Source organism: Pristimantibacillus sp. Z349TD_6, assembly GCF_056173205.1.
In genome coordinates this window covers 3,910,036-3,935,542 of sequence record NZ_CM149662.1, presented here as the reverse complement: position 1 = coordinate 3,935,542, position 25,507 = coordinate 3,910,036, and the positions used below count along the sequence as shown (strand labels likewise).

Below are 25,507 nucleotides of genomic sequence, written 5' to 3'. Positions count from 1 at the left end.
GCAAACGGTACACCGAAGCTTAATACTCAAATTATTCCGAGAAAAGGTACAGCCCCTCTAAAAATATGAGGAGCTGTACCTTTTTTTTCTAAAGCTGCTTCTAAGCATGAGAGACCTAGGGGCATTACAGGTATAATTGATGTAATGTTCACCAGAACGGCTCTGCGTGCAGGATACTTCCAAAATATATAGAATGTTTTTATAACATATCGATATTTTTGACAAATCTTTCATCAGAAGTAGTGGGGGTATATGTTTATGGAAAATAATCGAAATTGGGCAGGTAACTATAGGTATAGCGCATCAGAACTCCTTGTTCCGGAAACATTGGAGCAAATACAAGAAATAGTAGCACGAAGCAATCGAATTAAGACACTTGGCACTCGTCATTCGTTCAATGGAATCGCTGATTGTAACGAGAACCTCATCTCTCTTCAAAAGTTTAACCGAATCCTTGCATTAGACACTAAACACAATAAGGTTACAGTCGAGGGAGGTATTAGATACGGAGATCTGTGTCAATATCTGTATGAATTCGGTTATGCTTTGCACAACTTGGCGTCGTTGCCCCATATTACTATTGCAGGCGCATGCCAAACGGCCACACATGGTTCCGGTGACCAGAACGCTAATCTTGCTTCGGCGATTCATTCCATGGAAGTTGTCAAAGCGGATGGGAATAAGGTCATATTCTCCCGTGAACAACAAGATGGACTCTTTGCCGGGGCGGTAGTGGGGCTTGGAGGGCTCGGGGTGATTACGAAAATCACTCTAGATATAATCCCTACATTCCAGATGAGTCAATTTGTATTTGATCATTTGCCTTTAGTTCAACTTAAAGACCATTTTGACGAAATATTCTCTAGCGCTTATAGTGTTAGTCTTTTTACGGATTGGAAAACTTCTACATTCAATCAAGTCTGGCAAAAGCATAAGTTACCAGGTTTTGAACACGCTGAAGTGGAATCTGAATTTTTTGGATCCAAGCTCTCAAGTGTACCACGACATCCAGTGCCAGGTTATTCTGCAGAGAATTGCAGTGAGCAGCTTGGTATTCCCGGGCCATGGCATGAAAGGCTACCGCACTTCCGCATGGATTTCACGCCAAGTGCTGGTGAGGAACTACAGAGTGAATATTTTGTGCCGCGCAAAGATGCCTATCAAGCACTATGTGCGATTGACCGGATACGTGATTTCATATCGCCACATCTTTATGTGTCAGAGGTCCGTACGATTGCGGAAGACAATTTGTGGATGAGTCCTTGTTATAAGCAGGAATCCGTTGCTTTTCACTTTACATGGAAGGCGGATTGGGAGGCAGTCAGACAAATTCTACCGATGATCGAGGAACAGATTGCGCCTTTCCATGCTCGTCCACATTGGGCAAAGCTGTTTGCCACGCCGCCAGCCCATCTTCAATCACTATATGAGAAGTTGCCTGACTTTCGGCAATTACTACTTCAAAACGATCCTCAAGGAAAGTTTTGCAACGACTTCTTGAAAAACTACATTATGGAGAAACATTAATTCCTTTACAGTTATATAACCATATGGTAATGTATATAATATAATATGGTAATTATAACTCTGGAGGGGATTGAATGGACGGTAAACTTCTACAATATGAAGGAAGAAGTGTAGTTCGGTTCGAGCGTTTTCTGAATCATCCGATAGAAAAAGTATGGAGAGCGATAACAAGTCCCAATCAGATTGCCAATTGGTTAACTGCGCATGCTGAATTTGATCTGATTGTTAACGGAAAGATTACATTTCGTTGGGAGAATGGGGATCTGGTTCATGGAAAGTTCACTATGGTCAATCCCCCAAATGAGCTCGAGTACACTTGGATAGAGAAGTCTTCAGGAGAATCAGTGGTTCGATGGGAGCTGCATGACGATGATAAAGGATGCCATCTTCATCTGACTCATACGTTTTACGAGTCCGCTGAAGTTGCTGATTTTCTGGCAGGCTGGCATGTGCATCTAGACATGATTGATATGATTCTTCATGAAAAGCATGTCGACTACCCTTTGGATCGATTTAAAGACTTGCACAAGAAATATGCTTCGATAATGAATTGAGTTGTATGGAAGACAATACTGATGCTCTTGGAGCGATTAGAACATCAAATTAAAATCCATTGTCTATTGCGCATTCGAGTAGAGAGGATCAAATGATGAGTAATAATATATTTGAAGTTTTGTCGGAACCGCACAGACGGTCTATGCTGGATCTATTGCGCATTCGCGAGCGATCAGTTGGAGAACTTGTAGATAATTGTCAATTGAGTCAACCGGGCGTTTCTAAGCATCTAAGAGTATTGCGTGAAGCTGGATTGGTAGAGGTACGATCTGTATCCCAAAAAAACATCTATTCCTTACGCCCAGAGCCGCTTCAAGAAGTCGATAGGTGGCTGGAGTCATATCGTCATTTCTGGTCCGGCAAGCTTGACGATCTCCAGTCATTCCTTGACCAAGAGAAAGAATAGATACTCGATTAAAACTTACATTAACCATGATAAAGTCAGGAGATTATCCTGGCTTTTTCTGTGTTACACCATAGAAGAAGACAAAGATTCGAAAATCGATTCTTATTGAACTAACGGATAGCTAAGAACAATGATAATTTTGGATGAGCAGACGCTTCGACGGGCTGCTTATTTTTTTATCTTTAAAGAATAGAGAGAGAAAAATGACAGGGTACTAACTGTTACTCAGAATTAAGAAAAGGAGATTAATTTCGTCCATGCTTGCTCACGCATTTACCGGGTTGATGATTTCCACAATGATTTATTCCCTCTGTGTCGGCCAATTAGAATGGAATTACTTCTACTGCGTACCCGGAATTCTAAGCGGCTTTCTGTTCCCAGTAATGGAGCGTTGGAATTGAACTAGATAAGAAAAATACGAGTAAGTATCGAGAATTATTAACCGATAAGCTATCGTTCAAATGATCATTTTATTCGGAAACAAAACCAAATATTATTTTCTAATTTTCTAAATGATCCAATATTTACAAATTTGATTAAAGTTGATAATATTCAGGCTACAGAATGAGATAGCGGAGGGACCAAATATCTAATATTACACCTGAAGATCAATTTCTTTACACTGAAACCATATTTTCGATTAATGGTGAAAGTAAGACCATAGCATTAAATATTAATTTAGATGAAGTTGATTAAAAGGTATCTTTGAATTCCTAATTCAAAACTTTAATATTGGAGGCGCGTATTTATGAACTATTTTATAATAACCGGCACATCAAGAGGAATTGGACAAGCTATTGCAAAGCAACTTATCTCATCAGAGCACTATTTATTTTGTATTTCACGCGAAAGAAATCATTCGTTAACAAACAAAAGCAAGAACATAACCTATTTGGAATTTGATTTACACGACATTGATCAAATCGAGGCGTTAATGATTCGGATTTTTTCAGAAATTGATCTGTCAAGAGCCAATGGGGTTTATCTCATAAACAATGCTTCTATGATAGCTCCTGTTGCATTTATGGATTCAGCTGCTGTTAACGAAATCACAGGAAATATTCATGTTAATCTGCTCGCACCTATTTTACTGGCTTCTACATTTATGAAGCATACGAAAGACTTTTTAGGCAATAAGCGCATTTTAAATATATCATCCTCATCAGCCAAACATCACCACCCTGGCATGAGTCTTTATTCGGCTTCCAAAGCAGGTTTGGACGTATTCACTCAATGTGTCGGTCTTGAACAAAGCCACACCCAAGCACCAGTCGGTATTATTTCAATATGGCCTGGAATGATTGATACCAATTTGCAAAAGGAAGCAAGAACTCAAGACCAAGCTACCTTCCCGTCTGCACAGCTATTCGGAATGGCCAAAGATGCCGGCATGCTGACGACACCAGAAGAAACCGCACAACAAATAATAGCGTTTTTGTTTACAGAGCATTTTGAACATGACGCTATCGTTGATATTTATGACTATTCGAAGCTTCAACAATATGTTGACACTCCAAACAAAAACAATTAACAAAGGCGGCTGAAATAATGATTAGCATAATTAACGGTTCTGAAACTTTAATCATAGTCATTCATGAAATCTATGGCATTAACCGTCATATGCAACATATTTGTCAATCACTAGCGGATCACGATTTTGATGTTATTTGTCCAAATCTTTTGGAACAAGAAGTACCTTACGATTATGCCGAAGAGGAAACTGCATATCGTCATTTCGTAGAAAATGTAGGCTTTATTAAGGCTTCGAACCAAATTAAGCATCTCGTATCCGACAAGAGGGCTAATTATAAAAAAGTTTTTCTTGCTGGATTTAGCGTAGGAGCAACAACTGCATGGTTATGTTCAGAGGAACCGGAGGTTGATGGGATAGCAGCATACTATGGTTCACGCATTAGAAACTACACGAAATTATTGCCTAAATGTCCAACGATACTATTTTTCCCACAAGAAGAATTGTCATTTCATGTAGATGATTTAATTTCGATTTTAAGTAAAAACGATGCGAATGAAATCCATAAATTCAGCGGACAACACGGCTTCAGTGACCCGTATTCTAGCAAATACAATGAACAATCCGCACAAATGGCCTTTTCTGAGATGGCAGGCTTTTTCCATAACATAGAATGATTTTGATAGGAAGCAATACACTTGGTTGTTTGTATGTGATTTTATAGCTGCCTGATATCGAAGTTTAACTTTAAGAGGGCTATCATCGGTAATTTTACAATAACTTTTTTATTATTGGGACGATAGAGTGGAAGAGAACAATTCATATCCTATTAGGACCCGAAGGTGATATGAAGTGACGGAGCTCGGCACGAACTCTGATTTTAATGCGATGATGTTAGAGGGAATCAAAAAAGAACCTCGATAATTTAATCAGGTTCTAAACATTTGCATATAAACAAGCACGATGATATAATCATTTCACGTCTTTCAAAAGAAATATGAACATAAATGTTACATCTTACAATTTTATTTTATCACGCTGGCAAGCTCTTGTCAAATCTTTTTCTCAGTTTATTGGATAGGGGAGATATTGAATGAGTACTTTAGTTCTCGGTTTTCAGGAAATGGAAAAAACGCAATTTTCACTCGTTGGAGGAAAAGGGTTGAATTTAGGGGAATTATCAAAAATCGAAGAAATTCAAGTACCAGAGGGATTTTGCGTTACAACTGAAGTTTATCAAAGAGCCTTCGAGCATAACGAAACGTACCATGCATTGTTGGATCAACTGACAACGTTAAAAATAGTAGATCGAGACCAGATTGGTGAAATCAGCAGAAAGATTCGACAAATCATTATGGAGGTAGAAATCCCTTCTGAAGTTGTGAATGCAATTACTCACTATCTCTCACAATTTGGTGATGAACATGCTTATGCCGTACGTTCTAGTGCGACTGCTGAAGATTTACCACATGCTTCTTTTGCTGGACAGCATGACACCTATTTAAATATCATCGGCAAAGAAGCAATCATTCAGTATATCGGTAAATGTTGGGCATCTCTATTTACGGATCGCGCGGTAATCTACCGTATGCAAAATGGATTTGACCACAGTCAAATTTATTTATCCGTTATCGTTCAAAGGATGGTTTTCCCACAGGCTTCGGGCATTTTATTTACTGCTGATCCGATCAGCTCTAACCGAAAGCTGCTCTCCATCGATGCCAGCTTTGGACTTGGAGAAGCGTTGGTTTCTGGCCTAGTTTCTGCCGATTGTTATATCGTACAGGGAGGGGAAATCGTCAACAAAAGGATAGCAACCAAAAAAGTCGCTATCTATGGATTAAAAGAAGGAGGAACAGAGACAAAGCAAATTGATCCTAATCTACAGGATACACAAACACTTACTGAACAACAAATTTTACGATTGGCACTCATTGGAAGACAGATCGAAGCTTATTTTGGTTGTCCACAAGATATTGAATGGTGTTTGGCCCATGATACATTTTATATTGTACAGAGTCGTCCAATCACAACGTTATACCCGATCCCTGAAGTGAATGATAAAGAAAATCATGTCTATGTATCAGTTGGTCATCAACAAATGATGACCGACCCCATGAAACCACTAGGACTGTCTTTCTACCTGTTAACGACCCCAGCAACCATGAGAACAGCTGGTGGAAGATTGTTTGTTGATATCACACATAGCCTGGCTTCCCCTGTCAGTAGCAATATTGTAATAGATGCCTTGGGAAAATCCGATCCCCTCATAAAAGACGCGCTTATGACTATCGTAGAGCGAGAAGATTTTATAAAATCAACTCCTGATGTTAAACAAGTACCCAGTCCCATTAAAAGCAGTAAAGCTAAGACGTTTTCTGATATTCAAGCACAAATCAAAAATAACCCGACAATCGTTACTGATTTAATTAAAAGTAGTCAAACATCGATAGAAGAGTTAAAACAAAACATCCAAACGAAATCAGGATCAGATTTATTTGATTATATTTTAGAAGATATCCAGCAATTAAAGAAAACGCTATTTAACCCACAAAGTTCGGCTGTTATTATGACTGGGATGGATGCTTCATCATGGATTAATGAAAAAATGAACAAGTGGTTAGGTGAAAAAAATGCAGCAGATACGCTTTCGCAATCTGTACCAAACAATATTACTTCGACAATGGGTCTGGCGCTAATGGATGTCGCTGATGTGATTCGTCCTTATCCAGAAGTAATTGATTATTTGCAACATGTAAAAGAAGATAACTTTTTGGATGATCTGGTTAAGCTTAACGGTGGGAAGGAGACTCAAGACGCTATCTCTGCTTATCTCGACAAATATGGGATGCGATGTGCCGGTGAAATCGATATGACTAAAACTCGTTGGAGTGAAAAACCAATTACACTTGTCTCGATGATTCTAGCCAACATCAAAAACTTTGAGCCTAATGCTGGCAATCGAAAATTCGAGCAAGGGCGACAGGAAGCTTTGGAAAAAGAACAAGAGTTATTAGACCGATTAAAACAATTACCGGATGGTAATCAAAAAGCCGCAGAGACCAAACAAATGATCAGCTTAATCCAAAATTTCAGCGGGTATCGTGAATATCCAAAATACGGTATGATTAGTCGATATTTCGTATATAAGCAAGCTTTATTGAATGAAGCCGAACAGCTCGTACAAGCAGGCATTATTCATGAAAAAGATGATGTATACTATCTTACTTTTGAAGAATTTCGCGATGTCGTAGCCACAAATTCACTGGATTACCAGATCATCAACAATCGAAAAGACGAATATAAACGATATGAAAAACTGACTCCCCCACGTGTTATTACTTCTGATGGCGAAATCATTGCAGGGAAGTATGAACGGGAAAATCTCCCAACCGACGCTATTGCAGGTCTGCCTGTTTCTTCTGGAGTAATCGAGGGACGAGCACGTGTTATCTTAAGTATGGAGGATGCTGACTTAGAAGATGGAGATATTTTAGTCACCTCCTTTACTGATCCTGGCTGGACACCTTTGTTTGTATCCATTAAAGGTCTAGTTACCGAAGTTGGTGGGCTGATGACCCATGGGGCAGTTATCGCGCGTGAGTATGGCTTACCAGCAGTAGTTGGGGTGGAGAATGCTACCACTTTGATAAAAGATGGACAACGAATACGAGTGCATGGAACTGAAGGGTATATCGAGATCTTGTAATGGCTAGCAAGATAATATTTAATTTAAGACATAAAGGAGATAGAGATATGACGGAATTTTGGGAATCAAGTTTTATAGAAAAACAAACGATGTGGGGATTTGAACCTACAGACTCCGCAATCGTAACAAAGGACTTTTTCCTTGAAAAGAATGTTAAGGACATACTGATACCAGGTATTGGTTATGGCAGAAATGCAAAGGTTTTTATTGACAATGGAATAAAGGTAACAGGTATAGAAATTTCAAAAACAGCGATTGATTTGGCGAAGGAAAACGGGCTTGATATTAGTATTTTACATGGTTCAGTAACGGATATGCCCTTTGATAACAAGCTCTATGATGGTATATTCAGTCATGCGCTTATTCACTTATTGGATAATCGCGAGAGAGAAAAATTTATTCAAGATTGTTATGATCAGTTAAAGCCAAATGGATATTTGGTTTTTACAACGGTTTCACAAAAAGCCCCGATGTTTGGCAAGGGTAAACAATTGGCTAAAGACTATTTCGAGATAATGGAAGGCGTGAAAATGTATTTTTATGATGCTGACTCCATAAAACAGGATTTTGAAAAATATGGACTGGTAGAGATTTCAGAAATTGACGAGCCAAATAAGAACACAAAAAATGCACCTCCAATCCATTTTTTAATTATAAAGTGCAAGAAAACATCGTAATGATAATCTTGTATTTTCAATCAAACAGTGACAGTCTAGGACATTATTTATTGGTCCATGACTGTCACTGTTTTTAGTTTGGAACAGTAACAAGAACAGCAACAACTTGTAAAGTAACAAATAATGAAAACCATGATCATTCGAGATCTGCTTTAAATATACTTTATCAGCAGTAGTCTATACCAACCGGTTACACCTATCATACGATACATGGCAACTGTCTAAATTGCGGGAGAAATGAACAAAGGAGTTGGATACATGAAATCAATAACGAAACTTACGGGGCGAGTGATTTTCAAGGGAAACCCTGGTTATGAAGCGGCTCGTAAGAATTGGGATCCTCATACCGACAGATTTCCAAAAGTTTTTGTTTTTGCCCAAAGAACACAGGATGTTGCAAACGCTATAAGATGGGCTCGCAAAAATAATGTTCCGATTCGCCCGAGAAGTGGACGACACGCCTTGGAGACCAACCTTTCTCAAGTTAACGGAGGCATTGTCATCGATGTTAGCGAAATGAAGAAAATCAAATTAAATAAAAAATGCAGAACTGTTGTGGTTGAGTCGGGCAATCGGGTAGGAAGAGTCGTAAACAAACTGGCACAGCAAGGATTTATCGCACCGTTTGGTGATAGTCCCTCGGTTGGTATCGGCGGAATTACACTAGGTGGAGGGATTGGTCCACTCCAAAGGACGACTGGCCTCATTAGCGACAATCTAATTGGAGTAGAAATGGTTGACGCTAAGGGAAGAGTAATCCGGGCAAACAAAAAACGCAATTCCGATCTCCTATGGGCTTCCCGCGGTGGAGGAGGCGGTAACTTTGGCGTATACACAAAATACAAATTCAAAGTACTGCGTGCTCCAGCCAAAGCTACCGTCTTCAGCGTTACGTGGCCATGGGAGCAGTTCGAAAAAGTCGTAAAGAAATGGCAAGTCTGGGCTCCTCATGCCAGCACCAGATTGGGCAGCGAATTAAGTGTCGGTCCCAAAAAAGGTGGAAATGTTAGCATGCTCGGTCTGTTTCTTGGATCTAAAACGGAAGCCCTGCGTCAATTAGAGCCTATTCTAAGCGTGGGGACGCCTACGAAAAAAACCATCCGATTGTTGCCATATATTGAAGCTACAAAGTTTTTGTTAGCTCCCGATCCAGTGCTGACACAAAAGTTCAGCAACCAGTTTTCCAGCGGCTTCGGTAGACGTCCTTTTCCAGATAAGGCCTATAAAGTTATGCGCGAGTTTCTAGAAAACGCTGAGGGAGGGACTCCGGCCGGCTTCTTCTTCCTTAACTGGGGTGGTGCCATAAGCCGTATCGCACCTAAAGCTACAGCATTCTACTGGCGTAAGGCTCAATTTTATGTCGAATGGAACAGCTCATGGGTTAAGCCATCTCATGCCGCTAAAAATATTGCCTTAGCACGGAACACAAGGCATAAGCTGCAGCCATATATCGTAGGCTCGTATATCAATGTCCCTGACCAAGGCATCAAATGTTCTGGTCCTGTTTATTATGGTAAAAACTTTCCTAGGCTGCGTAGAGTAAAAGCTAAGTATGATCCAAATAATGTGTTCAACAATCCTCAAAGTATTCCACCGGCTTGAATGAGAATGAATTGAAATAAGATACTTTCACACAGTTAAGTTGTGGGGGGGTACCATGTCACATGCCATGCTGCAAAGACACACAAGTCAACTAATCGCGTGAACCCAAGGGGAGCCTTGGGTTCATTTTTCATTTTACAACTGCTATCGATATGGCTAGAGGCATTCATTATCTTAAGAACACACAATATTGCCTCTCCAAGCTTCAAAAATCACAGGAACAGTATTTTGATTAAAATAGTACCTTGACAGTCACAGTAGTATATCGTATTATACAGTTGCGGGGTGATTAAATGAGTGAAAACAAAATTACATCCGACCTGCTGCGCGGACATACCGATACGATGATATTGCGACTATTATCCGAAGCTGATCGCTACGGATACGAAATTGTCAAATTGATTGCGGAGCGCTCAGGCGGTGAGTATGAACTAAAAGAAGCGACCATGTATTCCAGTGTCAGACGTCTTGAGACAGACGGTGATATCGAGTGGTATTGGGGCGATGAATCACAGGGCGGACGGCGCAAATATTTTAGAATTACCGAGAAGGGCAAGGAAACCTATGCCCGCAACAACAGCAACTGGGAGTATGCAAAACGCGTGCTTGAAAACTTATTATAGGAGGTTTGATGTGATGAATCAGAAATTGACGAATTATTTGAACGACGTTTTTACACCATACGATGGGGTGAAAAGCGTCACCGAATTAAAAGCAGACCTGCTCTCCGATTTACAGGAGAGGTACCGTGAACTTAAAGCCGAGGGCAAAGACGATGAAACAGCGTTTAATATGACCATTGAGAGCATCGGCGACATCGAGGAAACGATACTGGAAGTCGCCAATCTCTCCCGCTCGCTGGAGAGGCAAGTACTGACAAACTTTAGCGCGAGCAATTTGCCAAAGAGTGACTTTGCAGGTGTTATTGCGCATAAAGGAAATTTCACCTCGAGTGCATTACACGGATCTGACTTTGCAGGTGCAGATTTGACCGGAAGCACATTTAAGAGCAGCGACATACGTGAAGCCAATTTTAACGGTGCAAATCTGACCGACTGTACCCTATCTGTCAATGATCTTTCCAATGCGAGCTTCAATAAATCGATCCTTGTACGTACCAACTTCAGCATTTCGGGGATGGAAGGAGCAAAATTTACAGGTGTAAAACTGACCGACGTTACGCTAAACAAGATCGACCTTAAAAAAACAATTTTTGAAGGTTGTATCTTTGACGGCGTGGACTTCAAATATTGTGACCTGAGTGGGCTATGTCTTGACGGGCAAACCTTTATCGGCGTTAAGTTTGATAAGTCTGCTATAAATGAAGTTTCATTTAAGGGCGCTACACTCAAGAATGTTTCTTTTCAAGCATTTTTTTCCTTGACTAATAAGTATTACCGCTCCATTAAAACCATCTGCTTTGACGATGCAGTCATGGATAAACTTACCTATGCTGCGCTTAAAGGCATGGGAGCCGAATTGTCTAAGGTTACAGTTCGATAAGGAGGGGAAAAAACATGAAAAAGAAATCAATTCAAGTTATAGGTCTGCAAAAGTCTTACAAAGAGCTTGCCGTCCTTCAGGGAGTAGATTTCGAAGTGGAACAGGGCAGTATATTTGCACTGCTCGGTTCAAACGGTGCAGGTAAAACGACGGTTGTCAAAATCCTCACCACGCTGCTCAAACAAGACAGTGGTACCGCCGTCGTTGAGGGATTCGATGTGGCGACCAAACCTGATCATGTGAGGCAGGCGATTAGTTTAACCGGACAATTTGCCGCCGTAGACGAACTAATGACCGGTCGAGAAAACCTAATCATGATTGCCAAACTACGATACCTGAGTAATCCGCGGCAAGTTGCGGACGACTTACTTAAACGCTTTGGCCTGACAGAAGCCGCCAACCGAAGGGTATCTACTTATTCGGGTGGGATGCGCCGCAGGCTCGACATCGCATTGAGCTTTGTAGGGAAACCGCAGGTTATTTTCCTCGACGAGCCGACCACTGGCCTTGATCCCGAGGCACGCATCGAGGTTTGGAAGATCGTGAAGGAGCTTGCAGACAGCGGCACTACGGTATTTCTAACTACGCAGTATTTGGAAGAGGCAGAACAGCTCGCTGACCGAATAGCTATTCTGCACAAGGGTAAAATCATCGCCAGCGGCACGCTTTTGGAGCTAAAAAAGATGTTTCCATCAACGAAAGTGGAGTATATTGAGAAGCAGCCGACATTGGAAGAGATATTCCTCTCCATTATTGGCAAGAAGGAGGGAGCATAAATGGAGACGGTAAAAAAACATTTTTTTAACGATTTGGGTGTTATGCTCGGACGTTCGATGCGCCATATTTCCCGCAGTATGGACACCATCGTCACGGTTTGCATCACTCCGATTGCGATGATGCTGCTGTTTGTCTATGTGTTTGGCGGTGCAATTCAAACTGGTACGGATAACTACGTTAATTATCTATTGCCCGGAATACTGCTCATTGCGATTGCTAGCGGGATATCCTACACGGCTTTTCGTCTGTTTACCGATGTGCAGCGAGGTATTTTCGAGCGGTTTCATTCCATGCCGATTTCGCGTTCTACCTTACTATGGGGGCATGTGCTGACCTCATTGGTATCCAATGCTATCTCGGTTGTCGTTATCATTCTCGTAGCGTTGATTATGGGTTTTCGTTCTTCGGCCGGGATACTAGACTGGCTAGCAGTAGCTGGCATTCTCATGCTGTTTACGCTGGCATTAACCTGGGTCGCTGCCATTGCAGGATTGTTGGCAAAATCGGTGGATGGGGCAAGCGCTTTTTCCTACCCGATCATCTTCCTTCCGTTTATTAGCTCGGCATTTGTGCCTACCGAATCGATGCCTTCGGTCGTTCGTGCCTTTGCCGAAAACCAGCCGGTAACTTCCATCGTTGAAGCCATTCGAGCGTTGCTGTCAAACCAGCCGGTGGGCAATGATCTGTGGATTGCGCTTGCATGGTGCGTTGGGATCTTGTTTGTAGCTTACTTCTTTGCGATGAGGGTTTATAAAAAACGGTTTTAAATGAAGAAGTGCGACCCAGTACTGTATCGGTACTGGGTTTAATTTACGATTTGACTCGAAGAAAGGCAAGATCAAGGAGTGCCCTTATCCTGCCTCATGCGTATTATTCGTTACTATTGCACTAGACTTTCCAAATCCGGCTGCAATTTATTCCGTAAGACATACAGCATGATGGCTCCAACAAGGAACGCGACGGCATCCGCTATAACAAGCGACCAGACCACCCCATGAAAGCCATTCAAGCGATTAGCTATAAACAACACAGGAATCAGAGTAATTCCTTGAATAATTGACATAATAAACGCGGCGGTTCCTTGCGCTGTTGCTTGGAAAATTCCCGTAAACAACGAGGTCATTCCTGTAATAAACAAGGATAAGAACGTCACATGCAGAATGTAGCTGCCCATTTCAATTAATTGCGGGTCATTCGTAAATATACCAATTAAATGGTCGGAAATCAGATAGACGATAACACCGAACACGACTGCTAACGCAACAACCACTTTAATTGTGAATGTAATGGTATGCTTCATGCGTAATTTATTCGCTGTAAAAGAGAAAGCAATCATTGGCACGACTCCCTCACATAATCCCATCAAAATAAACTCTGGAAATTGCAGCAAACGCGATGAAATACCGAACCCCGCTATAGCTTGCTCCCCATATTCGACAAGAAAATGGTTAAAGATGAGCGACATTGCCCCCATGAAGATACTCATAACAAAAACGGGAACTCCGATTTTGAATACATTGCTTAGAATGTCCTTGGTAGCCTTAAACCATTTTATCGAAATGGTTAAAAATTGGCTTTTATATCTAATATGAAAGGCGTAGTATATACTCGCAACCAAATTAGAAATGACTGTAGCAGACGCAACGCCGATTACGTCCCAATGGAAAACGAAGATGACTAGCGCATCTAGAATAATATTTACGACAACACTGATAATCATACCGATCATCGACGTGGTAGCTGATCCTTCCGAGCGCACAATATTCTCCAGCGTGAAAAATAATACGACGATAGGTGAACCAATAAGCATAATCGTGACATAGTCTTTTGTAAATCCAAAGGAGTCAGGCGTTGCCCCGAGGCCATGAACGATTTGATCAATCAACGGGAGGCTAACGGCCATCACGATAAAACCGAGAACTAAACTGCTGTAAAAGGCGAATGAAGACACATGCTTAACATCATCATATTTTTTCTCTCCCAGCAATCGAGAGATGAATGCACCGCTACCGATGCCAATCAAGTTACCTAGTGCCATAATGGCCGCGAATAACGGCAAGGTGAGTGCGAGTGCAGTCAACATAGCTGTATTGTGGAGTGTACCAAGGAAATAGGCATTCAAGATGGAGTATATGACACTCATTGACATGCCTAGCATCATCGGTACAGCGAAGTGAGCTACAGCTTTTGAGACTGGTGCTTTTTCAAAATAATGGAGGTTTTCTGTATCCATGTGTATCACTACTTTCTTTATTTATTTCGACCTTCAATCTAACAGCGTTAGTTTGTGTCTTACAGTGTTAGATGATATCATGAACCTATAAACCTGTAAAGCAAAAACTTACACTGTTAGATAAAAAGGACGGATACCAATGAAAAAAAAGCAGCCTCAGATTTCGGAGGATAAAATTTTGGAAACCTCGTGGGAGCTTCTTGGAGAGGAAGGCATTGAGAAATTCAGCATGCGACGCTTGGCCGATCGTCTGGGCATTCAGGCTCCCTCTCTGTACTGGTATTTCAAGAGCAAGCAGAATCTCTATCAGCGCCTGGCCAACTATGTATCGAAGATCATTTTGGAGGAGTTTCACTCTGAGGGGGATTGGAGGGAGCAGCTAGTAGAATTTGCGGTAACCGTACGGAGTGTGCTCAGACGATATCCCTGCTCCACGCAGCTCATGATGCTGACGCTGCCACACGAACCAGACATGATCCGGTTCACCAACCGAATGCTGCTCTGCATGGAATCGACGCCACTTGAGCAAGAGCAAAAATTACAAGCCGTGCTTACGCTGGTAAACTATGTCTTCTACTTCGTTTTGGACAATTATCAGCATGAGCGCGTTGTATCCACTATGCTAGAGGAGCAGGGAGGGCTACGCGATGGAGAGATAACCAGTCTTCTGGACTCCATGAGCGAGACAGATGCGGGAATGTTTCGAGGGATGTACAAAAATGGGCTATTCAATCTGATAGGGACCGATGGAGCGTTTGAATTCGGCATGCAGCTGATTCTGAAGGGGATTGAGCAGGTGATAAAGGAACAGGATAGGTAGTATGTAAAACACGCTAGGTTTTAATAGGTACGATTACATTTTGAGGAAAGGTAATTTATTGGTGATCTACAAAGGGATATTCTTGGCTTTCGTAATCATCCAAAATATTTATTTACTCATAACACAACCAGATAAATATAAACTGTGGATATCAGTATTTAATATATCAGTAGGTACCCTAATGACATTAATGGCTGTTTTTTATTATTTTGATGCTTATAAACCTAAAGTTGGTCCAGTAGGAAATGGTCCTAAACCTGATTTAATTTTGACTAATTTTCTCGGCATGATAGTTACGGGAGGATGCTTTATAATTATCGGTTTAATCGGTGTTCATATTAAAAGAAAGTTGAAGCACAAGAAATAATAGGAGAAGCTATTCCTGGTTTGATTTACGGCCCGCCTTGACAAACGGAGAGTCCTCCACTTAGAATTAAATGGAGACCTCTCCGTTTATTTTTGATATATAAATAGGAGACTACAAATCAAATTAAGGAGCGTACACCTTATGCAAAATAAACATGCTACTACCGCACTATTGCTAATGGATATGCAGAACGGGTTTGTTTCCCGTTTCTCAGATAACGAGGAGGCACTTGTTCCTTTTCAGAAAGCATTACATGCAGCACGTCAAAATAACATACAGGTTATTTTTGTGAGGGTCGCCTTCCGTGAAAGTTATCCAGAGATCAGTCCTCGCAACAAGTCTTTCTCGCGAATTGCTGAATTTGGCGGCATGACCATAGATGATACAGCTACACAAATTCATGACTCTTTACAGCCTCAGCCAGGTGAGCCGATTGTTACGAAGCGTCGCGTTAGTGCATTCGCTGGCAGCGACCTTGAAGTTATCCTCCGTGCCCGCCAAATTGACACGTTGATACTCAGTGGTATCGTTACAAGCGGGGTTATTCTTTCCACTTTGCGAGAGGCAGCAGATAAAGATTTTACCATTAGTGTGCTTTCAGATGCTTGTCTGGATGCTGATCCGGAGGTTCACCGTGTACTTATGGAGAAGGTGTTCCCACGACAAGCCGATGTTTTGAGCGTCAATGCGTGGATTAATACTTTAGAATAGACAGAAGGCCATCACTATTTCCACGACCAAAGATTTATTTACCTAATGGGCTTCATGATGAGGAGCGCAGCTATATTCTATTGCACGAACAGACTCATATTAAACGATATGATCATATTATTAAGCCAGTAGCCTTCTTGATATTATCCGTGCTTCTTTGGAACTACCAGAGAAATCAGCAGCGGAAATATTAAGTGACCTAGCCAATCTGCAATTTTCAATTAAAAGAGATCAAATTAGTGATGACGATCAAGAAACCGTTGTCACATTTGGAAAAGCTTTTGTGAATTTGTATACCGGTGCTATTGCAGAACAAAAAGCAGTCACATTTAAAAATTACATATCTAACGAGAATCTTCTAAAATACACAAATAAAATGCTAGAGCTAGAACAAAGAAAAGAATTAAAAGGAGAGTTTAGTGTTATTTTCGGTCTGGAAAATGAATTTACGGAAGCAGAATTCAAGCAACTAGATGAAAATCTCTACTATGTAAATTTACCTTTTTCGAACCAAGGATCTGGTATGAGCTTTAAGATGCTAGTTCAAACAGAAAATAAAATATTAAAAATCGTTGATTTGTACTTTGGAAACAAAGATGGTGTAGATACGATTGTAACTGGACATCCCGCTGTTAGAAAACTTCATGATTCAAAACGATGGGAAGACCAAGAATGGGTTGATGGTGTTTTTGAAAAACTTGAAAAAATAGAAATCTGAACGGATCTCTTGAGCATGCATAAATAGAAGACAAGCTATTAAAAACCACGTATATCGTGGTTTTTTTGTTTTTTTCGGTACATATACTTAGCAATGTGCTATGTCATGAATTAGTACCGAATACCGAAAAAGGCAATTATGATTGACAATCATTTTACCAAGTGTTAGCATAAACATATTAGTTGTACTGACTAGTCAGTTTATTACGAAAAGGAGAGACATTACGCATTGAGCAAAACGAAAATCATGTCAGCAGCAATAGATGTTTTCTCGGAGAATGGATACCACCGAGCAAGTATGGACGATATCGCGCTTAGAGCAAAAGTCGCCAAAGGGACGCTGTATTATCATTTTCCAGGAAAAGCACAGCTGTTTAAGACGATCGTAATGGATGGACTGCAGGTCATTACCGATCGAATACGGAATGAGCTGCAAACTGATCTTTCGTTGGAAGAGCAAATCAGGCGAATCATCCGGCACAATCTCGACTTGTTTCTGGATTCCAGCGGATTCGCACATATCGTGTTCAACGAATTGTCGAACGGAATCGATCAGGAAGTACTAGAGGAATTGAATGAACTGAGTCTCGGCTATATTCGTTTTATAGCAGAGGTGCTCGAAGGAAGCCGGAAAGAGGGGGTAATGATCAATGTCAATTGCAGCTTGGCTGCTGCGGGGATTGTCGGATTGCTCAACGGTTCCTGCGATTACTTTCTAACCTATGGCAGTAGTATGAACCGCGACGATCTTGAACATTTTCTTTATCAGATTATTACGACCGGATTGTTTTTGACCCCAGGCGGCAAGCCAGATGGTATGTTGAACTGATTTCATTCTAAGCGGAAAGCGGCGATGCGACGTATGAATTGGAAAACAGATAGCGAACTGATACCTTTGTCTTGGTTTAAAGAAATGCGAAACTCTTCCCCTGTCATGTTCAATTCGGAGAAAAATACTTGGGACGTGTACAAGTACGAAGATGTAAAGAAGATATTTGCCGATCATGAGCATTATTCTTCAAAAGGGACGGAAAGCGCCATGGAGCCGATCAACTCAAGCATTCTTAGGCAAGATCCACCTAAACACCGACAGCTGCGTATGCTCGTTTCGCAAGCTTTCACGCCTCGGGCAATCGAAGCGCTCGCACCGAAAATTGAATCGATTGCGCAGCAATTGTGCGATCAAGCAGAAGAGAAGGGGGAGATGGATGCGCTTCTCGATTATGCGAGTCCTCTTCCGATCATCGTCATCGTCGAAATGCTGGGCATTCCGTCCGTGGATCGCGACCGGTTCAAGGAATGGTCGGATTCGCTAGTTGGGAATGACGGCGAACGTTATTTTCAATGTCAGAAGGAAATGAGCGACTATTTCTCTGACATCATGAATCGAAGACGGCTTGACCCGCAGGATGATCTCATCAGCAATCTCGTTCATGCAAAGGTCGAAGGCAAGCAATTAAGTGACTTGGAGATCATCGGATTCTGCATTCTGCTGCTGGTGGCGGGGAATGAAACGACGACCAATCTTATAACGTCAGCCTTACTGTGCCTAGATAGCGACAGAGAGGCGAGGAAAAGTCTAATCGAGGAACCTTCCATGATTCCGCAAGCCATCGAAGAGGTGCTGCGCTACTGCTCTCCCGTTCAAACGATGATTCGAATCGTTAAAAAGACGACTGTTCTGCACGGCCAAACGCTTTCGCCCGGACAAATGGTCAACCTCTGGATCGGGTCGGCCAATCATGATGGAGACCAATTTGATACTCCAGAACAATTCGATATCCATCGCAACCCGAATCCGCATCTGGCATTGGGACACGGCATACACTTCTGCTTGGGCTCTCAGCTTGCCCGCTTGGAGAGCAAGATCGCCATTCAAACACTTCTTAGCAGGTTTCCTGACTACGCAAGAGATCGTTCGCACACGCTGGAGCGGTTGGACAGCTGGATGATGTTCGGGGTTAATCATTTGCCACTGGTTCTGACGAAATAACCTTACTTTAACAGGCGCTTTATTGCATATTCAACACCGATAGGAAGTCGTATAGCTTATATAATCATTGGTTCTACGATAAGACGAGGCTGCCGATATTACACGGCAGCCTCACTGGATGATATTGAGGGGCAGATTTTGAAAAGTCTAAGCTACTGTAATTTCATATTGTGTTATACACCATTTATGGACATCCGTTTTAGAAGAGCGGATATGTCCATTTTTATTGTAAAGATAATAAGAGACAGAGATGGTAGGTCTTTGTTTTTCATGTATTTCGTCTGGTGAAAGAGAACAGTAACATATAATTGATTCCGAATCTCTTGGTTATTACCAACGAGGCACTCCACGAAATTTCAAGGTTCTTCACACAATCTATAGCCCGGCATTCCGCTCTTTTCTTAAATTACTCGTACGCTGTACACGCTTGTTTCCTGTTAACAGAGTAAGCCCGAAGCTTAGTATGAGGACGATTCCGGCAACCACATATGGAAAGTTTACATTTACATCGAACAGTATTCCGGCTGCTATCGGTCCGATAATATTGCCCAGGCTGGTAAAGGCAGAGTTAAGTCCTGCCACATATCCCTGCTGTTCTTGCGCGACCATGGACATTTGCGTGCTGATAGCGGGGCGTAAAATATCAATGGACAAAAATATAACAAAAGTAACTGCAAAAATCAGCCAATATTGATGAACGAACAACGTCAGCAGGACGAACACCCCTGAAGCGAGCAGACAAAGTGTAATGACTCGCTTTTCGCCGAAACGGTTGATGAGCCAGCCGAAAATGGATAACTGAATGACTGCGCCTCCAATGGAGGCAAAGGTGAATATGAAGGCAATATCCTTCGGTGTGAAGCCGAGCTTATGGTCGACAAAGAGGCCGAATACTGCTTCATAATTGGCAAGCCCAAAGGACATGACGAAAACAAGGATCAAGCTTATAAAATAGGGTTCGCGGTATGCGAAACGCAGCTGTTGGAGCAGACTCTTTTGGGGCTCCCGATTAAACATTGCCTCTTCGCTAATCTCATCTTTTTTTACAGTAGATGGCATTGATTCCCGCAGAACAACTGTTGTAAGAACTGCAGCGACCAGGCCGGCAATCCCGGCAGCATAGAACGGTACGCGAATGCCGAACTCCGCAAGATAGCCTCCAATACCAGGACCAATAATGTAGCCAGTCAAAAAGGAAGCATTGATAAATCCCATCCCTTTGGCACGTTCTTCCTCGGTAGTAACATCTGCCGCATAGGCCATAACTGCGGGCATGATGAACGCTCCGCTAATGCCGCCCATCATCCGGGAGACAAAGAGCAGCAGAGCAGAATCAGCCAAACCGAATATAACTTCGGCGCAAGCGAAGACCATCATTCCAGCAACAATGATGCGCTTGCGTCCGAAGGAATCGGATAACCGTCCCGCCAGTGGTGAGAAAACCAGCTGTGTAAATGCGAAGGAGGCGGTAAGCAAGCCGGCAGTGCTACCGTTAATATCAAGCATTGTGATGTATTTAGTTATAACGGGAATGACCAGTCCGATACCAGCAAAGACCAAAAATAAATTAAACATCAGAAGCAGCATGGCTCCCCGATTTTTGAGCAATAAAGCCATCTAAATTCTCCTCTAACTCGCTTACTAAGTATTTACTTCAAATACATTTCTTTCTCAGATGCCAGCCTAACCTATTGCAAAGACCACCCATCATAAACCTATCCATTTTCACTCCTAACTTTATAAATATATATGTATATAAAGTATATAAACAAATGTATTACACAATTATTTCAGTGTCAACAAATACTTTGTAAAATAATTTGTTTACTATGTGGAGAAAATTCATTAGCAAATCAATTTTATGTTTGGACAAGCGGAAAATTATGAAGTAATATTCAATAATTATCTTCCGTTTTATTTGCAGAAGTATTTAGTAGACATAATAAAAGAAAATATCTTTGAAACTCTTAACAAAATTGTAATGGAAACGATTAATCTTATAGGAGGGATCATGTTGCAGCAGCTATTTAACGATATGATTAAGCTTGACGTTAAGCCTTTCCTTTCCAAGCGTGGCTTCGTGAAGAAGAGTTTGAATTTCAATAAGACGACAGAAAACCTTATCTACATGTTCAATTTTCAAAAGTCTTCTGGCAATTCAGCGGACAATGTAATGTTTTATGTAAACTGCGGTATTTATGCACCGGATTTGGCACTGATACAATCGAGGGAAATTCTGACTGCTCCACAAGAAGCGGAGTGTCACTTCCGAGCAAGAATTGGAGAAATTGTTGAGTCTGTTCCAGATCGATTTTCAATCACTCCTGATACGAATATGGATGATTTAAGAAAAATGCTTTTAAGTGGAGTAGAAGAGGTTATTCATTTCTATGATACGATGACCAGTGCCAGATCCGTTGTTGATTATTACACTTCAGGTCCTTTTTTACATCTGGGTGAAGAGAGCTTTCATTTACTGTTACAATCCAATGATATAGCAGCGGCTAAACATTATTTGAAGGCATTGCAGGAAAAGTACGGAACAGAAAAGCGATGGACTATATTCGAAAATAAATATAAGGCCATCTTCAATAAATACGATGTGGAATTTGATAAACACCTCTGATCTGATACGAACAGATGAATAGTGCAAATAGAAGTTTTGCCGCCTATAAGGCGGTTTTTTTTTATTTTTAAGGGATAAATAATCGATTGGCGCCTTCACCTTCGTTGTAAAGCACAGTAGAGAATTACTTTATTTGGCAGATCTCAGTAGAAATCTTTTACTTAGAACTATCGAAGGCCCACTTACTTAATATCTTATAAGAAATTCTTGAAATGACAGAAATTTATCAGATAGGGGGGTGCTATTATACAAATATAAATAAAGAAGAGGTGATGACATGCAATCGAAATTGGCAGCGGAAGCTATTCCCCTCTCCAAAAAGCGGAATTCGTGGTTAAGGACCATACAAAAGTATAAAGTGATGTACCTTCTATTAATTCCGGCATTGGTTTATTTTGCCGTATTCAAATACATCCCATTGGCCGGAATCATTATTGCTTTTAAAAACTACAATCTGGCTTTGGGGTTATGGGATAGCCCGTGGGTCGGATTTAAAAATTTTACAGATTTTATTAACGGCGTTTATTTCTGGGACATCATGAGAAACACGATAATTATATCGTTGTATAAGCTATTGTTCGGTTTCTCCGCTCCCATCGCACTTGCTTTGCTTCTTAATGAAGTTCATACCCAATGGTTTAAGAAAATCGTACAAACCATTACTTATTTACCCCATTTTCTGTCTTGGGTCATTGTTTATGGATTGATGGTTGCATTGTTGGCTCCGGGTGATGGCCTCTTTAATATGATTTTGAAGGAAAACGGTTTTGATCCCATCTCCTTCTTAACGGAGCCTGCTTGGGGAAGACTGCTGGTCATCTCGTCTGAAATATGGAAGGACATCGGTTGGGGAGCGATACTATACCTTGCCGCATTATCAGGGATTGACCCAAGCTTATATGAAGCAGCTCGAATGGATGGCGCTTCCAAATCGAGACAGCTCTGGCATGTAACGTTGCCCGGCATTCGAGGAGTCATTATTCTGATGCTCATTCTTAAATTGAGCCATATTCTGGACGCTGGTTTTGACCAAATCTTCATGTTTGCCAATACTTTTAACCAGGAAAAAATCGATATTATCGACACATGGGTATACCGCGAGGGGCTGGAGCGTCTTAAGATTGGCCTCGCAACTGCTGTGGGATTGTTTAAAGCTGTCATCGGATTTATTTTAGTATTGGCTGCAAACAAGATTGCCAAAAAATTCGATGGTCAAATTTGGTGAGGTGGTATGAGATATGGTTAAGCTGACGATCGGGGAAAAGGCATGGCAATCAACCGTTTATTTTATTCTTATTGTGCTATCGCTGCTTTGCTTGCTACCCTTTTTATATGTGGTCGCTGTTTCGGTAACACCGGAATCGGAAGTTTTAAGAAGAGGGATTGTGATTATACCAGAATCCTTTACCTTTGCAGCCTATAAGGAAGTATTCATTTCTAATGGTATAGGGCAGGCGTATAAAATAACGCTGTTCCGAACGATTGTAGGCACGGCGTTAAATGTGTTTTTTACGGTAATCGCGGCGTACCCGTTATCCAAAAAATATTTGCCGGGACGCAGTCCGTTTTTATTATTCATTGTGTTTACCATGATGTTTAGCGGGGGATTAATTCCGACTTATTTGTTAATCCGCTCTTTGGGGATGTTAAATAGTCCATGGGTTTTAATTATTCCGCATCTCATTAGTGCATTTAATCTGGTGATCATTAAAGGCTTTTTTGAACAATTGCCTGCTGAAATTGAGGAATCGGCGAGAGTTGACGGCGCAAGTGAACTTCAGTCGCTATGGAAAATCATTTTACCGCTTTCCATGCCTGTCCTCGCCACGATTTCCCTATTTTACGCAGTAGGGCATTGGAACAGTTATTTCGATGCGATTGTGTATATCAATGATGCGAATTTAATGCCACTTCAAGTTGTCTTGCGCAACATTCTGCTTAACATTGCAAATCAAAGTGCTGAGTCGATGGCCAATACCGGAACGGTTAGCCAGTTCGCTGTTCAAATGGCCGCTGTTGTTGTGACTACAGTCCCCATTTTGATCGTGTATCCATTTATGCAAAAGCATTTTACCAAGGGTATGCTCATGGGATCGATTAAAGGTTAAAAAGCAAATCTTATCTAGGTTGTTACGGGAAACCGTGATAATATACAAGCAAAGGAGAGGTCAATATGCAAAGAACAAAGATATCATTTGCCATTCTGGCTGCTATTGTAGGGCTCGGAACGCTATTGTCGGGATGTGGGGATCAAGAAGAGGAGGTTAAGCCTACAGCTTCGAGCAGTTCACCATCTACGGATAACCCGTTTGCGAAAAAAATGAAAATCACGATGTTTAACCAAGGCACGTTCAACGCTGCTGCTCCGATTCCTCCACGCGATGAAGACATTCAACGGCAAATGCTGGAGAAGGCAATGAACATCGACTTGGATATGACGATTCCTCAGGCTGGGCAATCAACAACCAAACTAAATACGCTTATTGCAGGCGGTGATATCCCAGATTTGCTTTTCTTGAAGAGTCGGTCCGATCTCGCGCAATATTATGACCAAGGCGTTCTTGCGGATTTGACACCGTATCTGGATCAATTCCCTGAACTTCAGAAACGTTTTAGCAGCGACTCCTGGGAGGCGATGTCCTATCAAGGAAAAACCATTGGAGTTCCAGGTTATGATAATGTAAACGGTATCAGTCGAAGCTTCTTCATCCGCAATGATTGGTTGAAAAAGCTGAATATGGAAGTGCCAACGACACCTGACGAGCTGTTTGAAGTCATGAAAGCCTTTACAGAGAAAGACCCGGACGGAAACGGCAAAAACGATACGTACGGATTCATCGGCGGCATGAATAAAGAGGGCAGTTTGCAAACTTACGGCTTCGATAGCTTGATGTGGATGTTTGGCGTCAATCCTCCATCAGCCATTGAAGTAAAAGATAATGAACCGGTATTTCTATTTATCGATCCCAAAATGAAAGAAGCGCTTGCTTACATTAATAAAATGATGGCAGCCAATGTGGTAGACCCCGATTGGGTGACGATGACCTCGCCTGATTTGTTGGACCAAAAGCTATTTAAAGGGAAAGTCGGCTTCATGATCAGGGATGCGCGCAGGCTGGAGCCGGATTATCAGCAGAAAATGAAAGAAATCAGCGGAGAGGTGCCGGAATGGATCGTGATTCCTCCAATGGTAGGTCCTTACGGCGATCAAATCGTAGAGAGAAAATCGTTCCAAGGCAATTCATGGGCCATCTCCAAGAAAGCGGATAAGGACAAAATCATTCGGATCTTGTCCATGCTGAATTATCTCTTTACGGACGAAGAAGCCTATCCGAATTTTGCATACGGAATCAAAGGAATTCATTGGGATGTAGTGGACGGCAAGATCAAAAATAAAACGTCCGAATTATCGAAGGAAATGAAAGAAAAGTACTTATGGGTCGATCATTACAGAATGCCGCGCCGTGGTGACGATGCCGAGTACTTCAGTTTCCAGAATCCTAAGACGGCAGAAGCTTTCGTGAACAATCAGCAATATGTGGGGCCAACGTTGCCTGGAAACTTATTGACCGCAGACCCTAGCGATACCTTGGCAACTGACCGTTCGCGTTTCATTAATGAAAGCTTAGTCAAATTTATGACGGGCAAAGACCCTCTATCCAATTGGGACAATTTCCTCCAAACGTTGGATACCAAGTTTGACATGAAGAAATATAAGGAAACAGCAATCAAGCAATTTAAAGAAGCAGGCTTAATCAAGTAAATGAACGAAGAGAGTGGCTATTCGTAGCCCCTCTCTTTATTGTCATTTTA

At 41.6% G+C, this 25,507-nt stretch carries 25 protein-coding genes; 23 read left to right on the top strand and 2 right to left on the bottom strand.

The window, feature by feature from the left end; translation table 11 throughout:
• Positions 1 to 258: 258 nt before the first annotated feature.
• The 12 genes from AC0VYE_RS17035 to AC0VYE_RS16980 all read left to right on the top strand — a co-directional run bounded on the left by AC0VYE_RS17035 (position 259) and on the right by AC0VYE_RS16980 (position 12,994).
• A complete protein-coding gene (locus tag AC0VYE_RS17035; RefSeq protein WP_475449372.1) occupies positions 259 to 1,527 on the top strand; it encodes an FAD-binding protein in 1,269 nt (422 codons plus the stop codon).
• Positions 1,528 to 1,601: 74 nt separating this feature from the next.
• A complete protein-coding gene (locus AC0VYE_RS17030; protein ID WP_475449370.1) occupies positions 1,602 to 2,081 on the top strand; it encodes an SRPBCC family protein in 480 nt (159 codons plus the stop codon).
• A gap of 92 nt (positions 2,082 to 2,173) precedes the next feature.
• The gene (locus AC0VYE_RS17025) at positions 2,174 to 2,488 is read left to right on the top strand and encodes an ArsR/SmtB family transcription factor (protein WP_475449368.1); all 315 of its coding nucleotides are present in this window, start codon (positions 2,174 to 2,176) and stop codon (positions 2,486 to 2,488) included.
• A 748-nt stretch (positions 2,489 to 3,236) separates the two neighbouring features.
• Complete coding sequence (locus AC0VYE_RS17020; protein ID WP_475449366.1) at positions 3,237 to 4,019, top strand: (S)-benzoin forming benzil reductase; 783 nt, start codon at positions 3,237 to 3,239, stop codon at positions 4,017 to 4,019.
• A gap of 17 nt (positions 4,020 to 4,036) precedes the next feature.
• On the top strand, positions 4,037 to 4,636 hold the full coding sequence (locus AC0VYE_RS17015) for a dienelactone hydrolase family protein (protein WP_076266034.1): 600 nt from the start codon (positions 4,037 to 4,039) through the stop codon (positions 4,634 to 4,636).
• A gap of 416 nt (positions 4,637 to 5,052) precedes the next feature.
• The gene (gene ppsA, locus AC0VYE_RS17010; protein ID WP_475449364.1) at positions 5,053 to 7,668 is read left to right on the top strand and encodes a phosphoenolpyruvate synthase; all 2,616 of its coding nucleotides are present in this window, start codon (positions 5,053 to 5,055) and stop codon (positions 7,666 to 7,668) included.
• 47 nt (positions 7,669 to 7,715) lie between these two features.
• Positions 7,716 to 8,345 (top strand): class I SAM-dependent methyltransferase, encoded by a 630-nt coding sequence (locus tag AC0VYE_RS17005; protein ID WP_475449362.1) that lies wholly within the window; start codon positions 7,716 to 7,718, stop codon positions 8,343 to 8,345.
• A 258-nt stretch (positions 8,346 to 8,603) separates the two neighbouring features.
• Positions 8,604 to 9,947 (top strand): FAD-binding oxidoreductase, encoded by a 1,344-nt coding sequence (locus tag AC0VYE_RS17000; protein WP_475449360.1) that lies wholly within the window; start codon positions 8,604 to 8,606, stop codon positions 9,945 to 9,947.
• 293 nt (positions 9,948 to 10,240) lie between these two features.
• On the top strand, positions 10,241 to 10,570 hold the full coding sequence (locus AC0VYE_RS16995; protein ID WP_076266038.1) for a PadR family transcriptional regulator: 330 nt from the start codon (positions 10,241 to 10,243) through the stop codon (positions 10,568 to 10,570).
• Positions 10,571 to 10,583: 13 nt separating this feature from the next.
• Positions 10,584 to 11,450 (top strand): pentapeptide repeat-containing protein, encoded by an 867-nt coding sequence (locus AC0VYE_RS16990; RefSeq protein ID WP_475449358.1) that lies wholly within the window; start codon positions 10,584 to 10,586, stop codon positions 11,448 to 11,450.
• A gap of 14 nt (positions 11,451 to 11,464) precedes the next feature.
• Positions 11,465 to 12,226, top strand: a complete 762-nt coding sequence (locus AC0VYE_RS16985) for an ABC transporter ATP-binding protein (RefSeq protein ID WP_076266040.1) — start codon at positions 11,465 to 11,467, stop codon at positions 12,224 to 12,226.
• A complete protein-coding gene (locus AC0VYE_RS16980; RefSeq protein WP_076266041.1) occupies positions 12,227 to 12,994 on the top strand; it encodes an ABC transporter permease in 768 nt (255 codons plus the stop codon). It abuts the gene before it with no gap.
• Between the two features lie 113 nt (positions 12,995 to 13,107).
• Here the strand turns inward: AC0VYE_RS16980 and AC0VYE_RS16975 are convergent, their stop codons facing one another.
• Positions 13,108 to 14,460, bottom strand: coding sequence for an MATE family efflux transporter (locus tag AC0VYE_RS16975; protein ID WP_475449356.1), 1,353 nt, complete (start codon positions 14,458 to 14,460; stop codon positions 13,108 to 13,110).
• Positions 14,461 to 14,599: 139 nt separating this feature from the next.
• Between AC0VYE_RS16975 and AC0VYE_RS16970 the strand changes: the two genes are divergently transcribed.
• The 7 genes from AC0VYE_RS16970 to AC0VYE_RS16940 all read left to right on the top strand — a co-directional run bounded on the left by AC0VYE_RS16970 (position 14,600) and on the right by AC0VYE_RS16940 (position 19,068).
• Positions 14,600 to 15,280 carry a TetR/AcrR family transcriptional regulator gene (locus AC0VYE_RS16970; RefSeq protein WP_076266043.1) on the top strand — a complete coding sequence of 227 codons (681 nt, stop codon included), beginning with the start codon at positions 14,600 to 14,602 and terminating at the stop codon, positions 15,278 to 15,280.
• Positions 15,281 to 15,461: 181 nt separating this feature from the next.
• Positions 15,462 to 15,647 carry a hypothetical protein gene (locus tag AC0VYE_RS16965; RefSeq protein ID WP_144376669.1) on the top strand — a complete coding sequence of 62 codons (186 nt, stop codon included), beginning with the start codon at positions 15,462 to 15,464 and terminating at the stop codon, positions 15,645 to 15,647.
• A gap of 141 nt (positions 15,648 to 15,788) precedes the next feature.
• Positions 15,789 to 16,358: a cysteine hydrolase family protein gene (locus AC0VYE_RS16960; RefSeq protein WP_475449354.1), complete on the top strand. Its 570-nt coding sequence runs from the start codon at positions 15,789 to 15,791 to the stop codon at positions 16,356 to 16,358.
• Positions 16,359 to 16,438: 80 nt separating this feature from the next.
• The gene (locus AC0VYE_RS16955; protein ID WP_475449352.1) at positions 16,439 to 16,552 is read left to right on the top strand and encodes a hypothetical protein; all 114 of its coding nucleotides are present in this window, start codon (positions 16,439 to 16,441) and stop codon (positions 16,550 to 16,552) included.
• Positions 16,516 to 17,076 carry a hypothetical protein gene (locus AC0VYE_RS16950; protein WP_475449350.1) on the top strand — a complete coding sequence of 187 codons (561 nt, stop codon included), beginning with the start codon at positions 16,516 to 16,518 and terminating at the stop codon, positions 17,074 to 17,076. The genes AC0VYE_RS16955 and AC0VYE_RS16950 overlap by 37 nt, the downstream gene beginning before the upstream one ends.
• Positions 17,077 to 17,304: 228 nt before the next feature.
• Positions 17,305 to 17,904 carry a TetR/AcrR family transcriptional regulator gene (locus AC0VYE_RS16945; RefSeq protein WP_475449348.1) on the top strand — a complete coding sequence of 200 codons (600 nt, stop codon included), beginning with the start codon at positions 17,305 to 17,307 and terminating at the stop codon, positions 17,902 to 17,904.
• 24 nt (positions 17,905 to 17,928) lie between these two features.
• Entirely contained in the window at positions 17,929 to 19,068 is a 1,140-nt protein-coding gene (locus tag AC0VYE_RS16940; protein ID WP_475449346.1) for a cytochrome P450, read from the top strand.
• A gap of 375 nt (positions 19,069 to 19,443) precedes the next feature.
• On the opposite strand, the gene AC0VYE_RS16935 is transcribed toward AC0VYE_RS16940, so the two are convergent.
• Positions 19,444 to 20,685: an MFS transporter gene (locus AC0VYE_RS16935; RefSeq protein ID WP_475449344.1), complete on the bottom strand. Its 1,242-nt coding sequence runs from the start codon at positions 20,683 to 20,685 to the stop codon at positions 19,444 to 19,446.
• 244 nt (positions 20,686 to 20,929) lie between these two features.
• Here AC0VYE_RS16935 and AC0VYE_RS16930 point away from each other — a divergent pair, with 244 nt between their 5' ends.
• The 4 genes from AC0VYE_RS16930 to AC0VYE_RS16915 all read left to right on the top strand — a co-directional run bounded on the left by AC0VYE_RS16930 (position 20,930) and on the right by AC0VYE_RS16915 (position 25,457).
• Positions 20,930 to 21,694: a DUF4304 domain-containing protein gene (locus AC0VYE_RS16930; protein ID WP_475449342.1), complete on the top strand. Its 765-nt coding sequence runs from the start codon at positions 20,930 to 20,932 to the stop codon at positions 21,692 to 21,694.
• Positions 21,695 to 21,971: 277 nt separating this feature from the next.
• The gene (locus AC0VYE_RS16925) at positions 21,972 to 22,919 is read left to right on the top strand and encodes an ABC transporter permease (RefSeq protein ID WP_441907724.1); all 948 of its coding nucleotides are present in this window, start codon (positions 21,972 to 21,974) and stop codon (positions 22,917 to 22,919) included.
• Positions 22,920 to 22,932: 13 nt separating this feature from the next.
• A complete protein-coding gene (locus AC0VYE_RS16920; protein ID WP_076266051.1) occupies positions 22,933 to 23,802 on the top strand; it encodes a carbohydrate ABC transporter permease in 870 nt (289 codons plus the stop codon).
• A gap of 65 nt (positions 23,803 to 23,867) precedes the next feature.
• The gene (locus tag AC0VYE_RS16915; protein ID WP_076266052.1) at positions 23,868 to 25,457 is read left to right on the top strand and encodes an extracellular solute-binding protein; all 1,590 of its coding nucleotides are present in this window, start codon (positions 23,868 to 23,870) and stop codon (positions 25,455 to 25,457) included.
• The last annotated feature ends 50 nt before the right edge of the window (positions 25,458 to 25,507 follow it).

Excerpts from the sequence above, each read along its gene's own strand:
- AC0VYE_RS16985 (WP_076266040.1), top strand. The coding sequence starts at position 11,465 with ATGAAAAAGAAATCAATTCAAGTTATAGGTCTGCAAAAGTCTTACAAA.
- AC0VYE_RS16990 (WP_475449358.1), top strand. The coding sequence starts at position 10,584 with ATGAATCAGAAATTGACGAATTATTTGAACGACGTTTTTACACCATAC.
- AC0VYE_RS17035 (WP_475449372.1), top strand. The coding sequence starts at position 259 with ATGGAAAATAATCGAAATTGGGCAGGTAACTATAGGTATAGCGCATCA.
- AC0VYE_RS16920 (WP_076266051.1), top strand. The coding sequence starts at position 22,933 with ATGGTTAAGCTGACGATCGGGGAAAAGGCATGGCAATCAACCGTTTAT.
- AC0VYE_RS16980 (WP_076266041.1), top strand. The coding sequence starts at position 12,227 with ATGGAGACGGTAAAAAAACATTTTTTTAACGATTTGGGTGTTATGCTC.
- AC0VYE_RS16975 (WP_475449356.1), bottom strand. The coding sequence starts at position 14,460 with ATGGATACAGAAAACCTCCATTATTTTGAAAAAGCACCAGTCTCAAAA.
- AC0VYE_RS16965 (WP_144376669.1), top strand. The coding sequence starts at position 15,462 with ATGACATTAATGGCTGTTTTTTATTATTTTGATGCTTATAAACCTAAA.
- AC0VYE_RS16970 (WP_076266043.1), top strand. The coding sequence starts at position 14,600 with ATGAAAAAAAAGCAGCCTCAGATTTCGGAGGATAAAATTTTGGAAACC.
- AC0VYE_RS16915 (WP_076266052.1), top strand. The coding sequence starts at position 23,868 with ATGCAAAGAACAAAGATATCATTTGCCATTCTGGCTGCTATTGTAGGG.
- AC0VYE_RS16995 (WP_076266038.1), top strand. The coding sequence starts at position 10,241 with ATGAGTGAAAACAAAATTACATCCGACCTGCTGCGCGGACATACCGAT.
- AC0VYE_RS16960 (WP_475449354.1), top strand. The coding sequence starts at position 15,789 with ATGCAAAATAAACATGCTACTACCGCACTATTGCTAATGGATATGCAG.
- AC0VYE_RS16925 (WP_441907724.1), top strand. The coding sequence starts at position 21,972 with ATGCAATCGAAATTGGCAGCGGAAGCTATTCCCCTCTCCAAAAAGCGG.
- AC0VYE_RS16930 (WP_475449342.1), top strand. The coding sequence starts at position 20,930 with ATGTTTGGACAAGCGGAAAATTATGAAGTAATATTCAATAATTATCTT.
- AC0VYE_RS17020 (WP_475449366.1), top strand. The coding sequence starts at position 3,237 with ATGAACTATTTTATAATAACCGGCACATCAAGAGGAATTGGACAAGCT.
- AC0VYE_RS17015 (WP_076266034.1), top strand. The coding sequence starts at position 4,037 with ATGATTAGCATAATTAACGGTTCTGAAACTTTAATCATAGTCATTCAT.
- ppsA (WP_475449364.1), top strand. The coding sequence starts at position 5,053 with ATGAGTACTTTAGTTCTCGGTTTTCAGGAAATGGAAAAAACGCAATTT.
- AC0VYE_RS16940 (WP_475449346.1), top strand. The coding sequence starts at position 17,929 with ATGCGACGTATGAATTGGAAAACAGATAGCGAACTGATACCTTTGTCT.
- AC0VYE_RS17030 (WP_475449370.1), top strand. The coding sequence starts at position 1,602 with ATGGACGGTAAACTTCTACAATATGAAGGAAGAAGTGTAGTTCGGTTC.
- AC0VYE_RS17025 (WP_475449368.1), top strand. The coding sequence starts at position 2,174 with ATGATGAGTAATAATATATTTGAAGTTTTGTCGGAACCGCACAGACGG.
- AC0VYE_RS17005 (WP_475449362.1), top strand. The coding sequence starts at position 7,716 with ATGACGGAATTTTGGGAATCAAGTTTTATAGAAAAACAAACGATGTGG.
- AC0VYE_RS17000 (WP_475449360.1), top strand. The coding sequence starts at position 8,604 with ATGAAATCAATAACGAAACTTACGGGGCGAGTGATTTTCAAGGGAAAC.
- AC0VYE_RS16935 (WP_475449344.1), bottom strand. The coding sequence starts at position 20,685 with ATGGCTTTATTGCTCAAAAATCGGGGAGCCATGCTGCTTCTGATGTTT.